The organism is Mycobacterium sp. NPDC048908 (assembly GCF_043197955.1).
Classification (GTDB): domain Bacteria; phylum Actinomycetota; class Actinomycetes; order Mycobacteriales; family Mycobacteriaceae; genus Mycobacterium.
Map to the genome: position 1 here is coordinate 125,022 of NZ_JBICUE010000012.1, position 14,842 is coordinate 139,863.

Consider the following 14,842-nt stretch of genomic DNA (forward strand, 5'->3'; position numbering starts at 1 on the left):
GGTGAGTGACGAATCGGCTGTGGCCTGTGTTGTTAATCTGACGAAGTGGCAGACGGCGGTCAACCGGGCAAGCCGAACTTGGCGGCGACCAGTTGGGCGCTGTTGGGCATGCTTTCGTATGAGTACGAGCTTTCTGGCTACGACATCCGCAAGTGGATCGACTGGAGCATGCGGTTCTTCTACGGGAGTCCGGCGTACAGCCAGATCTACTCCGAGCTGAAGAAGCTGGAGCAACTCGGATTGGTGACGTCGCGGGTCGAGAGCAGCGCAGGCATCCGCAATCGCAGGCTGTACAAGATCACCGACGCGGGTCTCGACGCCGTGACGCGGTGGGCGAATGAGGCGCCGCTTGATCCGCCCGTGCTCAAGCACACCCCGCTGCTACGAGTGACTTTCGGGCATCTCACCAACCCGGCCAGGCTGAAAGAGATTCTTCAGGAACACCTCGCCTACGCCGACGAGATGCATCGCAACGCGGCCAAGGACGCGAAGTGGGCCGGCGCGGACCCGTCGTGGGCTTACGCGCGAGTCGCGTTGCAGTGGGCCGAGCGTTATTACGCCAATGAGCGTGAACTGACGTTGAAGATGATCAAGGAACTCGACGAGGCGGAGGCAACCTTCCCGCACGCTGGTGACGGTGAGCCGGCGAAGATCCCTTGGCCCGCACCGGAATACTGGTACGAGATCGAGAAGAAGGCCGACGCCGACGATTCCGACTGATCATCTCCCGGCCGCGTCGAGAGCCGCAATGTAGCCGAACACCAAACCCTGCGCAATCGTCGCGCCCGCACCCGGATAAGTGGCCCCGAATGCGTTGGCTGCGGTGTTGCCGATCGCGTACAAGCCGTCGATCGCGGTGCCGTCCTCGCGCAGCACCCTGGCGCGCTCGTCGGCCCGCAGACCGCCGCAGGTGCCGAGGTCGCTGAGCACCATCTTCACCGCGTAGAACGGTCCTTGGTCGACGGCACGCAGATTCGGGTTCGGCATCACGGTCGGGTCGCCGTAATAGCGGTCATACGCACTTTGCCCGCGCCGGAAATCGGAATCCTCTCCAGCACGCGACATTTCGTTGAATCTGGCCACGGTGGCGGCGAATTGCTCAGCAGGAACGCCGATCAGGCGCCCCAGGTCCGCAATGGTGTCCGAGTGGTGCGCGATGCCCGCGTCGTACCACGCCTGCGGGATGCGCACACGCGGAATCAGTTCGGCACCGAAGACGTAGCTGTTGCGATACTTCTGGTCGAAAACGATCCACATGCTTTCCACCGGAGTGCCTGAGCGCTCCAGCCCTAAAAGCCGCTGTCCGAACGACATGTAGTCGGTTGCCTCGTTCACGAACCGCTTGCCGCTCTGGTCGACGATCAGTGAGCCGGGTAGCGACCGTTCGGCCAGCATCACCACGGGCGCTCCGGCGGGCAGGGGCGCCACGGCCGGGAACCACCACGCCTGGTCCATGAGATCGATTGCGGCACCGACCTCTTGGGCCGTTCGGATGGCGTCACCGGTATTGGTCTCGGCACCGAGACTCATGTGCTCGCCCAGCGATTCGGACTGGAATTTCCATCGCATGTCCATGCTGTGGTCGAAACCGCCTGCGGCGAGCACAACCCCACGTCGCGCCGTCACGGTGATCTCCCGTCCGCCCTGCGCGACGACTGCCCCGGTGATCTTGGTGCCTTCAGAGGTCAAGCGCACCAACGCCGAATCCGTCCATACCGGGATGCCCGCCCGCAGTACGCCCGCGAACATGCCTGCGGCCAGCGCCTGCCCGCCTGCGGCATAGCGCCTGCCCAGCAGCAGGCCGCCGACGCCCTGGCCCAACCGCTTTGCGATGGTCGGAAGACCCTTGTGCGGCACCCGGGCCATCAAGTTCATCCACCGGTAGTCCGCTCCCGTCGTCGGCATCGGGATCGATGCCTTCATCAGGCCTTGACGCAGCTTCGATCGGTATTGTCCGAGCACCGATGTGTTGAACGGCTTGCATTCGCAGGTGCGCCCAGCGGCGGTTCCACCTGGCTGTTCGGGGTGATAGTCGGAGTAGTCCCGCGCCCACATGAAACGCATCGGTGTGGTGCGGGTCAGCATCGCGACCGTCTCAACGAGATGCGCGAGGAACGCTGCGTAGCGTCGCGGTGGTGCCGTGGTGCCGACGACAGACTCGAGGTATGTACCGGCACTTGCCATCGTGTCGCCGGCGCCGCTCTCTTCGAGGATCGGGCTCGCGGGGAGCCACAGCGCGCCGCCGGACCGGGCGGTTGACCCGCCGACGTACGACGATTTCTCGACGATCAGCACCGACAAGCCCCGTTCGGCGGCCGCCAGTGCCGCAGCCATGCCTGTGCCAGAGCCGACGACGAGCAAATCAACCGTGGTGTCGCGGACAGGTGAGTCGGCTGGGATGGCCGCGGGGTGAGCAGTCGTCACGAGTTTCGACAGTAGGTCGCAAAATTGGCGCTGCGGTGGCTTTTTCCCTGCCAGCGGGACGATCGGTCCCGCAACCGGTGTCACGGTTGTAGAACAAGGTCATGACGTTGCAGTCAGGTATCGACGAAATTCGGCACATCGAAGCCGACGCTGCTCCGGCGAGATTCGCCCGAGGCTGGCACTGTCTAGGGCTGACCAGGGATTTCGGTGACGGCAAGCCTCACGCGATTCACGCGTTCGGAACGAAGCTGGTGGTTTTCCGAAGCGGGGACGGCCGGATCAATGTCCTCGACGGCTATTGCAGGCACATGGGCGGCGACTTGACCCAGGGGGAGGTCAAGGGCGACGAAATCGCGTGCCCGTTCCACGACTGGCGCTGGGGCGGTGACGGTCGCTGCAAGAAGGTGCCCTACAGCAAGCGGGTACCGAAACTGGCCCGCACCGCGACCTGGACCACGCTCGAACAGGATGGGATGTTGTTCGTGTGGAACGACCCCGAGCGCAAGCCACCGCCGCCGGACGTGACCATCCCGCGGATCGAGGGCGCAACCAGCGACGAGTGGACCGACTGGCACTGGTACACCACCGTCGTCAACACCAACTGTCGCGAGATCATCGACAACGTCGTCGACATGGCGCACTTCTTCTACATTCACGGATCCCTGCCGACGCACTTCAAGAACATCTTCGAAGGCCAGGTCGCAACCCAGTACATGAACAGCGCAGGTCGGCCCGATATCGGCGAGCCCGGGGCGACGCGGATGCTCGGAACCACATCGGTGGCATCGTATTTCGGGCCGTCGTTCATGATCGACGACCTCACCTACCACTACGAGGACGTCGATCACAAGACGATCCTGATCAACTGCCACTATCCGATCGACGCGAATTCCTTTGTGTTGCAATACGGCATCATCGTCAAGAAGTCGGCTGCGTTGCCGGAGGACCTCGCGATGGACACCGCGATCGGTCTCGGCGATTTCGTCAGGATGGGTTTCGAGCAGGACGTCGAGATTTGGAAGAACAAGGCGCGCATCGACAATCCGCTGCTGTGCGAGGAAGACGGGCCTGTCTATCAGCTCCGGCGGTGGTATGAGCAGTTCTACGTTGACGTCGCAGATGTGGCGCCGGACATGGTTGACCGCTTCGAGTATGAACTCGACACCACCAGCCCGAACGAAGAATGGATGAAGGTGGTCAACGCCAACCTTGCCGCGAGGACGGCCGCGGGAACCACCTGATGACCGTCCGGCCCGACAATCGGTACGCCGACTCCCCGATGGTGCCGGTGGCATGCCACCGCTGCGGAGCATGCGTACTGGTGCGCAAGAGCAGCTGGAACCAGACCAGCGTGCAATGGACCGCCGAGGCGTCCGGACGCTGCCTGGAACGTCGTGAGGCGGACAACCTCGCAGCGCATTCGGCGCGGGGCCTGTTCCTTGGCTGCTCGGCGCTGAGTGAGTCGATCGTCGGCGCCGTCCGCCACGGCGAATTACCGGTAGTGGATGAGACCGCGGCGGTGACGACGTAGCTTCGAACCCGTGAAGCGTGTTGCGCTGGTCACCGGCGCGAGCCGTGGCGCGGGACGCGGCATCGCCGCGGCGCTCGTCGCCGACGGCTGGCTGGTGTATCTGACCGGCAGAACGGCGACCGACCCTGGCGACGGCGGAATCGCGGTGCCTGTCGATCACACCGACGACCGCGCGGTTGGCGAACTCTTCGAGCGAATCGAAGCCGAAAGCGGGCGGCTTGATCTGTTGGTGAACAACGCGGCGGCCATCCACGACGATCTGACGAATCCAAAACCGTTCTGGCGCAAGTCGCTCGAACTGGGTGACGTGCTCGATGTAGGGCTGCGTTCGGCCTACGTGGCGGCCTGGCACGCCGCGCCGCTGCTGGTACGCCAGGACCGCGGCCTGATCGTGTTCACTTCCTCGCCTGGATCGGTCTGTTACATGCACGGTCCCGCTTACGGCGCCCAGAAGGCGGGCGTGGACAAGATGGCCGCCGACATGGCCGTCGACTTCCGCGACACCGGCGTCGCCACCGTGTCGATCTGGATGGGCATCCTGCTGACCGAACGGTTTCGCGATGCGTTCGCCGGCCATCCTGACGCGCTCGCCGAGACCGCCAAGCACGCCGAGACCCCGGATTTCACAGGGCATTTGATCAACGCGTTGTACCACGATCCGGGTCTTGCCGAGCTGTCGGGGCATACGGTGATCGGGGCGGAGCTGGCGCTGCGCTACGGCATCACCGACGAGGACGGTCGGCAACCTCCGTCGCACCGGGAGATGCTTGGCGCGCCGCGGGAACCGAGTTCGGTGGTCGTGCGGTGACGGTCAGGTCAGCTCGAACGCGCTGAGCGGAGCCTCCTCGGGATACCCGGCAGGCCCGCCGAGGTCATAGGCGGCGTTGAGGGTCCCGATGAACTCCGCGTCATGCAGCGGGTCACTGGGCATCGCAAGCTTCAGTCCCTTGGAGTTGACGTCGTTGACCATCGTCTCGATGGCCCGTTCGATCGTCAGGTCGTCGGTGCCGTCCATGTTCTTCTTCAGCTCGTCGAGATCGGCGAACACCTCAGCCGACCAGTGCACCAGGAAACGCAGTTCGTCGGTGTGATGCCGCGCGATCACGTCGTCGCCGTTCTTGAGCAGCCAGTGATCACGGTCGGCGGGGTCACCGGTGAACACCGTGTCGAAGGCGAGGCCAGCCGGAACCTGTTGGTCCAGTGGGCCGTTCGCCTCACCGCGGTGCACCATCATTTCGTTCTGCACCACTACGCCGCGGTTGTTGATCGGCGGCAAGACGCGCTCGGGGGCCTTCAGCGGGCCATCAGGCCAGTAGGTGAAACCGCTGCCCTCGTCGAGTGAGAACCACGTGATCACCTGCGCCATCTTGATCAGGTAATCGTTGAACAAGCCGGACTTGCCCATCACGCTGCACAGCCAGGTCGGTGCGTTCTCGTGGCGCACGCCGCGGAAGCTCGGCGAGTCGAGATGGCCTGGGTCGCGGTTGGCGCACGGGCCGTTGATGTTGAACAGCATCAGTTCCGGCTTGGCGTACTGGGCGCCCCAGTAGCTCTTGGCCATGTTCAAAAACGATTCGTTGTAGAACACGTCGTGCAGTTCGGGATAGAGCACGGCGCCGTAGTTGGCGAGATATCCGCGAAAGGTCGGGGTGAGGAACAGATCCAGCGAGGGCTCGAATCCGTCGGGGAACATGCCGCTCATCGTGGCCATCAATTCTTCGGCCGACGCGAAGTGCTGGGCGATGATCAGCTTCCACGGGCCCTGAGTGCGGACGACTTCGAGCAGTCGCTGCTTTTGGTCCTCGGTGTAGACGTTGTCGATCTCCCGGGGCGGCGCGGCGGGCCGCAACACGTCGGAAAGCTCCATGCGCCGCTCGTCGGTGAGCATCAATCGTCTCCTTACTGGCAGGTCCGGTTGCTTCGATTGTGGTGCGCGTCCGTTGCTGCTGCGCCCGCCGTGTCCGGTGATCGGGACGCTAAAGCGGCACGGGATGGTCGAATTTCGCCCGAAGAAGCCCGCACACCTCGGCGATGGCCAGCCTGCCCCGTGCGGTGGCGTCGGAGCGCATCAGGAAACCGTGGTACATGCCGGGGTAACGGGTGAGGGTGGTCTGCACCCGTGCGTCGCGCAGTCGTGTCGCGTAGCGCTCACCCCAGTCGCGGATCGGGTCGCATTCGCCGATGACGACGATCGCCGGTGGCAGCGCGGTCAGATCGGTGGCGTAGGCGGGCACCCGGTAGGGGTCGTGCGGCGCGCCCGCGCCGCTGTCGGCGAGGTCGTGCATGTAGTTGATGTCGTCGACGGAGAGCATCGGTGCATCGGCCATCGCTGTGATCGACGGCGCGGCCATGTCGCGATCCAGCCCGGGGTACATCAGCACCTGACAGCAGATGTCCGGCCCGTCGTGGTCGCGGGCGGCCAACGCCACCGCCGCGGCCAGCGAGCCGCCTGCGCTGTCGCCGACGACAGCCAACCGGGCGGGGTCGACGCCGAGCGCGTCGGCGTTGTCGGCGACCCATGCGGTCGCCGAGTAGGCGTCGTCGAACTGTGCGGGCGGCGGATTCTCCGGTGCGAGTCGGTAATCGACGGACACCACGGTGGCGTTGCTCAGCGCCGCCAGTGTCCGGGCGAGTGGCTCGAATGAGTGGTTGGAGCCCAGAACCATCCCGCCGCCGTGGAAGTAGAGCAGCACAGGGGCCTTGGCCTGTGCGGTGGGGCGGTAGATGCGCAATGGAATGGGCCCTGCCGGGCCTGGCGCCGCGCAGTCCTCGACGACGGCCATCGCGGGCATCGCATCGGGCAGGGGAGCGGCCTCGATCGCCTGCCGGACGGCCGCGAGCCCCCGCTGTCGCATCGGGGGGACGACTCCGAAGGACGCGACGCGCGCGGCGGCGTCGGGGTCGAGGCTCATTGGTCGGCCGGTTCGAACCGAGGGCCGGTGCGCAACGCCGGAGGCCGTTGGGAGACAAGGACTTCGGCGCGCTCGACCATCGCTGATCCGACGTACTCCGGCTGGGTCAACAGGTAGAACCGCCCTTCGGCGGCCTGTTCGAAGACGACCTCGGCGGCGGCGAGGGGGTCCATCGCGCTTGCTTTGATGTCGAGCATGGCCTCGCGCTGGGACTCGGCGGCGGCGGTGTCGCCGTCGCTGACGCCGCCCGCGGTTTCGAAGATGTTGGACACCACTGCGCCAGGCAGCACGGCCTGCACGTGAATGTGCCGGTGCCCGGCATGCTGGATCTCGAGGTGCAGACACTCGGTGAGCGCGAGGACAGCGTGCTTGCTCATGATGTACGGCGCCTGCAGCGGCACCACGGCGACGCCGCCGATCGACGACAGATTCCACACCCAGGCCGGCGTGCCCGCCTCGATCATCCCCGGCAGGAACGCGCGGACGCCGTGGAAGACGCCGCTGACGTTGATGTCGACAACGCGATTCCAGTTCCCGACGGGGGTGTCCCACAGGTATCCGAATTGCTCGACACCGGCGTTGTTGACAAGCAGCCGGACCCCACCGAACTCGCGACGGACGCGGTCGGCGAGGTCGGCCACTGCCTCGGCAGCTCGGACGTCGCACACGGCGTCCACGGCTGAGCCGCCAGCGCTCTGCAATTCGTCGCGCAACCCCGCGACCGAGTCCGCGTCGATATCGGCGAGCACGACCGTCATGCCCAGCGCGGTTGCGTGCCGGGCCAACCCGGCGCCGATGCCGGCACCGGCGCCGGTGATGACGGCGACGCCGCCGCCGAAGGTGTCGCGGGCGTTCATTCGCTCAGGAACTCGACGCGGTCGCGTTCTTCGCCGCGCTGCACTCGGCGAACGGAACCGAATCCTCGGCGTCGAGCAGCACCGTCATCGATGTGAACACCAGGCCGTGTTCCGCCCGCCGGATGCCGACATCGACGACACCACTCGATACGTCGAACGGGATGTTGTTGGTGACTTGGTTGACGTACAGGTAGAAGCGGGCCTTGGTGATATCCCCGTCGACACCGGTGCGGAAGATGTTGGTCGCGTGATGGCGCAGCGGATAAGGGTTTTCGTTGCGGTGCTGGGTGAGCCACGCCAGCGTTTCCGCGCCGCCGGTCAATTCGGCGGCGAGCAACTCCTCGAATGGGCAGTCGCCGGAGTCCGAGCGGCTGAGGTAAGCCATCTCGTCGCCGATGCGCACTGCCAACTCGTCGAAGTGGCCCTGGTCGTAGTGGTACCAGAAGCCCGCAATGAACTCCTGGATCTCGGGCAGCGTGATCTCGTCGCTCATGCATCGAGTCAACCGCCGTACGGTGCCCCCCGGCACAGCGGTGCCCGGTCAGTGGAACATGTTCTGTTCGGTGCCGAACTGGGTGCGCAGGTCGCGTTTCAGAAGTTTGCCGCTGGGGTTCTTCGGCAAGGCTTCGACGAAGAACACCTGCTTGGGTGTTTTGTAGCCTGCCAAGTGGCTGCGGCAGTGGGCGATCAGCTCATCGGCGGTCGGGCAGGCGCCGTCGCGTGTGACCACCGCCGCCACCACGGCCTCCACCCAGACCGGGTGGTAGACACCGAAAACCGCGACTTCCTGCACCGCGGTGTGCTGGTAGAGGACCTCTTCGACCTCCCGGCTCGCGACGTTCTCGCCGCCGGTTTTGATCATGTCTTTCTTGCGGTCCACCACGTGCAGCAGCCCGAACTCGTCGTAATAGCCGAGATCTCCAGAGTGAAACCAGCCGCCACGAAACGCTTCGGCGGTGCGCGCGGGGTCGTCGAGGTAACCCAGCATCAGGTGTGGGCCGCGGTGCGCGATCTCGCCGACGGTGCCATTACCGACGGGCGAATCGGTCTCGTCGAGGATGACGGTTTCGACGTTGATCGCGGGCCGTCCCGCCGCGCCGGCATGGTCGCGCTGCTCCTTCGGACCGAGCACGCTTGCCAACGGGGCCATCTCGGTCTGCCCGTAGAAGTTCCACAACTGCAAGTCCGGTAGCCGGTCGCGGATCTCGTGCAGAATTTCGGCGGGCATTGCGGACGCGCCGTAGTATCCCTTTCGCAGGCTACTCAGGTCGACCTGGTCGAACACCGGCGAGCGCAACAAAGAGATCCAGACCGTAGGTGGCGCAAAATAATTCGTGACCGCGTGCGTCTCAATGCTGCGCAGGATCACGTTGGGCTCCGGGCGGGGAACGATGATGCTCGTCGCCCCGAGATAGATATCGGTGGCCAGGAAGTTGTCCAATTGCGCGCAGTGGTAGAGCGGCATCGAATGAATTTCTACGTCGTCGGCTGACATCGCTCCCGCCACGATCGTGCTCACATAGTTGGACATCAGACTGCGGCTGGAGTGCATCACGCCCTTCGGACGAGACTCCGTGCCGCTCGTGTACATCAGTCGCAGCAACTGATCGTCAGCGACATCGAGCTCAGGCGGGGCAGTGGTGGTGGCGAGCCACAGCGCGAAGTCATCCCAGCCGTATGGTGCTCCATTGCCGCCGGAGGTGAGCGCCACTTTCGTGAGTGCCGACCCATTGCGGGTCACTGCCTGCTCGGCAGTGGGGATCAGCTCGTCTTCGACGATGAATCCGCCGACTCGGCTGTGCCCGAGTATGTAGGCGACCTCCTCGGGGGTCAACATGAAGTTGATCGGTACGAGCACCACCGCCGCCCTGGCAGTGGCGAACGCCAGCACTGCGTATTGCCAGCAATTGTGCGCCAGCAGGGCGATTCGATCACCAGGCGCAAAACCGTTGTCCCGCAAGGCCGCCGCCGCGCGGTCGACGAGATGGTCGAATTCGGCGAACGTCAGCGTGAGATCGCCGTCGACGATCGCGGTCTTGTTCGGATATCGACGTGCGGAGCGTCGTGGAATGTCGCCCAGCGAGTGGCCGCGGACCTTCACGTTGTCGCCCTTTACCGGTTCGGCACGAGGTCGAGGTCCCGCCCGATGATCTCGCGCATGATCTCGGATGTGCCGCCGTATACCCGGGTGACGCGGGCGTCGATGGCTGAGCGGGCGATCGGGTATTCGCTCATGTAGCCATACCCGCCGAACAGTTGTTGGCACGCATCGAGGCAGCGAAACTCCATCTCGGTCGCCCACAGCTTGGCCTTGGCGGCATCGGCAGGTGTAAGTCGTCCGGCGTTGAGCTCGACGACGCATCGGTCGATGAAGGCTTCGGCGACTGACACCTCGGTGGCCGCATCCGCGAGTGCGAACCGGGTGTTCTGCAGGGCGCCGATCGGCTTGCCGAACGCTTTGCGCTCTCGTACGTAGTCGACGGTCCAGCCGAGCGCGGCACGGGCACGCGCAAGACTGCCAACAGCGATCTGCATACGTTCCTGCGGAAGGTTTTTCATCATGTAGTCGAATCCGTGGCCAACGTCTCCCAGCACATTGGCCTTCGGCACCTTCACGTCGGTGAACGTCAACTCCGAGGTGTCCTGGCAGTGCAGGCCCAACTTGTCGAGGTTGCGGCCCCTCTCGAACCCGGGCATGCCGCGTTCGAGCGCCATCAGGGTCAGGCCGCGGTGACGCTCGGGCGATGTGCGGACGGCGGTGATCACCAGATCGGCGTTCTGCCCGTTGGTGATGAAGGTCTTCGCGCCGTTGACCACGAAATGGTCGCCGGCGTCGACGGCGGAGGTGCGGATACCTGCGATGTCGGATCCGGCTCCAGGTTCGGTCATGCCGATGGCCGCAATCAGCTCGCCGCGCACGAAGCCAGCAAGCCAACGCGCCTGCTGTTCGGGTGTGGTCAGGTCGGCCAGGTACGGAAGGCAGATGTCGTTGTGAACAGCGAAAGCCAGGCCGACGCCCCCGCAGTCGGCGTCCATGAAGGCCTCGATCAGGGCCTGGTTGTAGCGGAAATCGCGGGCGCCGACGCCGCCGAAGCGTTCGTCTGCTGCAAAGCCGAGCAACCCAACGGCACCGGCCTTGAGAAAGGCCTCCCGCGCAATGATGCCGTCCGCCTCCCAGTCGGCGATGTACGGCGCGATCTCCTTGACCGCGAAATCCCCTGCCAGCTCTGCGAACGCATGGTGGTCTGAGTCGTAGTGCACCCGGCGCATCACCAAAGCGTAGGCACCCGTGCAGGGCCGAAAGGACACGTGTCCCGCTCAGTAGACAACCCCGACGATGACCGTCGCGCGCTGTCCGATACTCGCTTGTCGTGACGACCGATCCTGATGAGCTGCGGGCCCATCTGCACGATGCCGATCCCGGTGTGCTCGTTGCGGTGTTGGCGCAATTGACTGGTGACGCCTCGGTGATCGATCGGTTCGGCCCTGCGATCTCCTACGTGCCCGACCCGCCGGAGCGCGCAGCGGTCACCGACCCCGAAACAGCAGAGGCGCTCGCGGCCGCGGTCATCGAGGCGCTACAGGCGCCTCGAGCAGCCTGCGCGGCCGACAACCGCGAAATGTTCATCCGACTGCTGCCAGTGGCACTGGGTTCAGACGTCGACGACGAGCACGTCGATCTGCTGCTCGAGCAGGGCGGCTTTCATCTGTCGCAGCCGACCTTGCCGCGCACCGTGCCCATCCCCGACACCGTGAACGTCGCGATCGTCGGAGCGGGCCTCGCGGGCATCGTCACTGCGCTGGCGGCGGCTGACGCCGGTGTCGCTTACCAGATCTTCGATCGGAATGTCGAAGTCGGCGGCACCTGGTTGACCACTGTCTACCCCGGCATCGGCGTGGATACCCCATCGGCCTACTACTCGCTGTCCCGCGAGGTGAACCCGGACTGGTCCAGCTACTACCCGCAGGGCGCGGAGTACCAGGCGTATCTGGTGGCGCTGGCCGACAAGCACGGGCTGCGCGAACACACCCGGTTCCGCACCGAGGTCGAGGTCTTGTGGTGGGACGAGGACCGCAGGCAGTGGCAGATCCACTCGGTGGACGGCGACGGCAACCGCGACGTCAGCTACGCGAGCGTCGTCGTGACCGCGGCGGGCTACCTCAACCGGCCGCGCTGGCCGGAGCTGCCCGGCCGGGACACGTTCGGGGGCATCAGCATTCACTCGGCGCGATGGGATCCGTCCGTGGACCTGGCCGGTAAGCGGGTCGCGATCGTCGGGGCCGGCTGCACCGCCGTGCAGATCGTCGACGCCTGTGTCGACGAGGTCGAGCACATGACGGTGTTCCAGCGCCAACCGCACTGGGTGGCGCCGCGTAAGCGGCTGACAGACGACGTGCCCGAGCACCGTCGCTATCTGGGCAGGCACCTACCGTATTACGCGAACTGGCACCGGCTGAAGTCCTATTGGGGCACCGCTGACAACAACTATCCGATCATCCTGCGCGACCCCGAATGGGCGGAGGACCACCTGTCGATCTCAGCTGCCAATGACGTGCTGCTGCAGATGTGTCTGGACTACATCGACCGGACCTTCGGTGCCGGAACGGAATTGGCGAAGAAGATGACCCCGGACTTCGCGCCATACGGCAAGCGCATCATCCGCGATCCCGGCGGCTACTACGCCGCCCTGACCCGAGAGCACGTCGATGTGGAAGCCGGCGAGCCCGCCGCGGTCAACGCCGACGGCATCGTCACCGCCGACGGCAGACAACTCGACCTCGACGTGATCATCTACGCCACCGGATACCACCTCGACTTCCTCTCGACGGTGGACATTCGCGGTCGCAATGACAAGAAGTTGACCGAGGAGTGGGGAAACAACCCGCGCTCTTATCGCGGCGGCACGGTTCCCGGATTTCCGAACCTGTTCATCAACTCAGCGCCCAACTACAGTCCCGGACACGGTGCGGGAGCGAACTTCTCGATGGAGGTGATGGCCCACTACGTGATCGAGTGTCTGCAGTTGATGGCGCTGCGCGGCGCGACGACGCTGGAAGTCACGCAGCAGGCCTACGACGACTATGTGGCCGGGATCGATGAGGCGATGGCGGGCACCGTGTGGTGTCACACGCCGAATGCGCACACGTACTACCGCTCCGGTTCGGGCCGGGTGGTGGTGGCCACCCCATACCGGTTGGTGGACATGTGGCAGCAGCATCGCGCGCCGATCGAAGAACACTTCATCCTGCAATGAGTGGAAAGCTGGCCGGCAAAACGGCTTTGGTGACCGGAAGCAGTCGGGGCATCGGCCGGGCGATTGCGCAGCGATTTGCGGCAGAGGGCGCGACGGTCGTCGTGACCGCACGTGCCTTCGAACCGTCCCCATCGGTGCGGGCGGGGTCGGCGCTGGCGATTCCGGGCACCATCGGCGAGACGGTCGAACTGATCGAGAGGGCCGGGGGGACCGCATTCGCTGTTGCTGCGGATCTGGAGGACGCCGACCAACGTGAGCGTCTGGTGGATGAGGTGCTCGACCGGACGGGCCGGATCGACATCCTGGTCAACAACGCAGGATTCGCCGATTACCGCATCGTCGAGGACATGTCGATGGACACGTTCGACCGCACAGTCGAGCATTACCTGCGCACCCCGTTCGTGCTCACCAGAGCAGCGGTGCCGCACATGCGCGAACAAGGCGCAGGCTGGATCGTCAACATCGGCTCCGTGACCGGCATCGCGCCGGTGCGCCCGTACCGCGAGTACAACAAGTCATCCGGTGACGTGATCTACGCGTCGGTGAAGGCCGCGCTCCATCGGTTCACCCAGGGGGTTGCCGCCGAATTGCTGGATGCAAACATCGCCGTCAACTGTGTCGGTCCGTCCACCGCCGTGCGCACTCCTGGTGCCTCTCAACTGATTCCGGATACCTTTCCGACCGAGCCCGTCGAGTACCTCGCGGAGACCGTGCTGGCGATGTGTCACCTTCCCGCCGCCGAGCGTACCGGCCTTGTGGCGTTCAGCCTGCACTATCCGTGGTCACAGAAGCTGCCCGTGCACAGTCTCGACGGTTCCTCGGTGCTGCCGCCGCTGGAACCGCCTACGGCTGTCAACCCCAACATCCTGCCCGACGGGCTCTAGCGCAGAACCGTTGTCTCGCAATGGCAGAAGCTATGGCAGACCCGATCGCGAACAACGACGTCCGGACATTCGGGGTCGAACCAGCGGTCGATCACCGCCCAGTGGATCGGGTGCATGAGGTAGGGGCCCATCAGCCCGCCGACGTCGGTGAACTCCTGCTCGAAGACGTGCGTCCACGGAGTCGTTCCCACCGGATCGTCGACCCTGCTCAACTGCCAGGCGGTGATGGTGTTCACGTACCGCGGCATCAGCCGCAATTCGTCCTCGAACCGACCGACGATGTCCGTGTCTGCGGCGGGATCCACCCGCAGTAGCAGCGACCGGTATACGGTGCCTGCCTCGGCGCCGCTACAAGAAGCGGTGCCCGAGTAGCACGCGCCGTTTACGCGGGTGATCGAGGGATCGGTCAGCATCGCGGCGAAATCTGTTTCGACGGACCGCCATTGGTCTTCGCCGTTGAAGCGCAGGTGCATCAGGATGTCGCCGCCGTTGCGGACGCCCGGCAGCGTCGGCGCGACGAGCTGGTGCCGGGCTCCAGTGGCGGCGGCCGCGGCCCGCGCGGTGGTGAGCACCCGGTCACGGTCGACCTCGACGACGTCGAGCAGCCGGGTGACGCTATACATCGCAGAGCCGGTCGACGTCGTCCGCGGCGGCGGCCACGCTGCGGATGCGGTCGGACACGAGTTCGCCGATGCCGTCCCACCACGGCCCGAGGGTGGGGTCGGGGCGACCCTGCCAGGTCATCTCCCACCACGCCTGCGCGCTCGGCAGTGACCAGGTGATGGTCACCGTGTTCGACTGATCGTCGAACCAGATCGGTGGGCTGACCAACACGTCTCGAAGCGTCATGCCGCGAGCGCGCGCGCCGGGGGCGTATTCGGTGAGGTAGGTGTCGACGAACGCCCTGGCGCATCCGGGCCGGGTCACCACCCGGTCGACGACGAACACCGCACCCTCAGCCATGAGCCGAGGTTAGAGA

General features: G+C 65.2%; 15 protein-coding genes. 6 read left to right on the forward strand and 9 right to left on the reverse strand.

Annotated features, from left to right (window positions below; all coding sequences use genetic code 11):
• The first annotated feature begins 45 nt into the window (after nt 1-45).
• On the forward strand, nt 46-720 hold the full coding sequence (locus ACGFK1_RS25725; protein WP_393436135.1) for a PadR family transcriptional regulator: 675 nt from the start codon (nt 46-48) through the stop codon (nt 718-720).
• On the opposite strand, the gene ACGFK1_RS25730 is transcribed toward ACGFK1_RS25725, so the two are convergent.
• Nucleotides 721-2,424: a 3-ketosteroid-delta-1-dehydrogenase gene (locus ACGFK1_RS25730; protein WP_393436138.1), complete on the reverse strand. Its 1,704-nt coding sequence runs from the start codon at nt 2,422-2,424 to the stop codon at nt 721-723.
• A 101-nt stretch (nt 2,425-2,525) separates the two neighbouring features.
• Here ACGFK1_RS25730 and ACGFK1_RS25735 point away from each other — a divergent pair, with 101 nt between their 5' ends.
• From ACGFK1_RS25735 to ACGFK1_RS25745, 3 genes are read left to right on the forward strand one after another with little or no spacing between them, the layout of a single operon-like run.
• The gene (locus ACGFK1_RS25735) at nt 2,526-3,665 is read left to right on the forward strand and encodes a Rieske 2Fe-2S domain-containing protein (RefSeq protein ID WP_393436141.1); all 1,140 of its coding nucleotides are present in this window, start codon (nt 2,526-2,528) and stop codon (nt 3,663-3,665) included.
• On the forward strand, nt 3,665-3,955 hold the full coding sequence (locus tag ACGFK1_RS25740) for a ferredoxin (protein ID WP_393436144.1): 291 nt from the start codon (nt 3,665-3,667) through the stop codon (nt 3,953-3,955). Before ACGFK1_RS25735 ends, ACGFK1_RS25740 begins: the two co-directional genes overlap by 1 nt.
• Before the next feature lie 10 nt (nt 3,956-3,965).
• A complete protein-coding gene (locus tag ACGFK1_RS25745; protein ID WP_393436147.1) occupies nt 3,966-4,763 on the forward strand; it encodes an SDR family NAD(P)-dependent oxidoreductase in 798 nt (265 codons plus the stop codon).
• A 3-nt stretch (nt 4,764-4,766) separates the two neighbouring features.
• Here the strand turns inward: ACGFK1_RS25745 and ACGFK1_RS25750 are convergent, their stop codons facing one another.
• The 6 genes from ACGFK1_RS25750 to ACGFK1_RS25775 form a co-directional block, all read right to left on the reverse strand.
• Nucleotides 4,767-5,843, reverse strand: coding sequence for a hypothetical protein (locus ACGFK1_RS25750; RefSeq protein WP_393436150.1), 1,077 nt, complete (start codon nt 5,841-5,843; stop codon nt 4,767-4,769).
• Nucleotides 5,844-5,931: 88 nt separating this feature from the next.
• Nucleotides 5,932-6,867, reverse strand: a complete 936-nt coding sequence (locus ACGFK1_RS25755) for an alpha/beta hydrolase (protein ID WP_393436153.1) — start codon at nt 6,865-6,867, stop codon at nt 5,932-5,934.
• Nucleotides 6,864-7,724, reverse strand: a complete 861-nt coding sequence (locus tag ACGFK1_RS25760) for an SDR family NAD(P)-dependent oxidoreductase (RefSeq protein ID WP_393436156.1) — start codon at nt 7,722-7,724, stop codon at nt 6,864-6,866. The genes ACGFK1_RS25755 and ACGFK1_RS25760 overlap by 4 nt, the downstream gene beginning before the upstream one ends.
• 4 nt (nt 7,725-7,728) lie before the next feature.
• Nucleotides 7,729-8,217 (reverse strand): polyketide cyclase, encoded by a 489-nt coding sequence (locus tag ACGFK1_RS25765; protein ID WP_393436159.1) that lies wholly within the window; start codon nt 8,215-8,217, stop codon nt 7,729-7,731.
• 48 nt (nt 8,218-8,265) lie between these two features.
• Entirely contained in the window at nt 8,266-9,825 is a 1,560-nt protein-coding gene (locus tag ACGFK1_RS25770) for an acyl-CoA synthetase (protein WP_393436162.1), read from the reverse strand.
• 11 nt (nt 9,826-9,836) lie between these two features.
• On the reverse strand, nt 9,837-10,994 hold the full coding sequence (locus ACGFK1_RS25775) for an acyl-CoA dehydrogenase family protein (RefSeq protein ID WP_393436164.1): 1,158 nt from the start codon (nt 10,992-10,994) through the stop codon (nt 9,837-9,839).
• Nucleotides 10,995-11,095: 101 nt separating this feature from the next.
• On the opposite strand from ACGFK1_RS25775, the gene ACGFK1_RS25780 reads away from it, so the two are divergent.
• Nucleotides 11,096-12,979, forward strand: a complete 1,884-nt coding sequence (locus tag ACGFK1_RS25780; protein WP_393436166.1) for a flavin-containing monooxygenase — start codon at nt 11,096-11,098, stop codon at nt 12,977-12,979.
• Complete coding sequence (locus ACGFK1_RS25785; protein ID WP_393436168.1) at nt 12,976-13,863, forward strand: SDR family NAD(P)-dependent oxidoreductase; 888 nt, start codon at nt 12,976-12,978, stop codon at nt 13,861-13,863. Before ACGFK1_RS25780 ends, ACGFK1_RS25785 begins: the two co-directional genes overlap by 4 nt.
• On the opposite strand, the gene ACGFK1_RS25790 is transcribed toward ACGFK1_RS25785, so the two are convergent.
• Both ACGFK1_RS25790 and ACGFK1_RS25795 read right to left on the reverse strand, forming a co-directional pair.
• On the reverse strand, nt 13,860-14,486 hold the full coding sequence (locus tag ACGFK1_RS25790; protein WP_393436171.1) for a Dabb family protein: 627 nt from the start codon (nt 14,484-14,486) through the stop codon (nt 13,860-13,862). The two genes, ACGFK1_RS25785 and ACGFK1_RS25790, sit on opposite strands and share 4 nt — an antisense overlap.
• Nucleotides 14,479-14,826, reverse strand: a complete 348-nt coding sequence (locus ACGFK1_RS25795; RefSeq protein ID WP_393436174.1) for a hypothetical protein — start codon at nt 14,824-14,826, stop codon at nt 14,479-14,481. The genes ACGFK1_RS25790 and ACGFK1_RS25795 overlap by 8 nt, the downstream gene beginning before the upstream one ends.
• Nucleotides 14,827-14,842 lie beyond the last annotated feature (16 nt).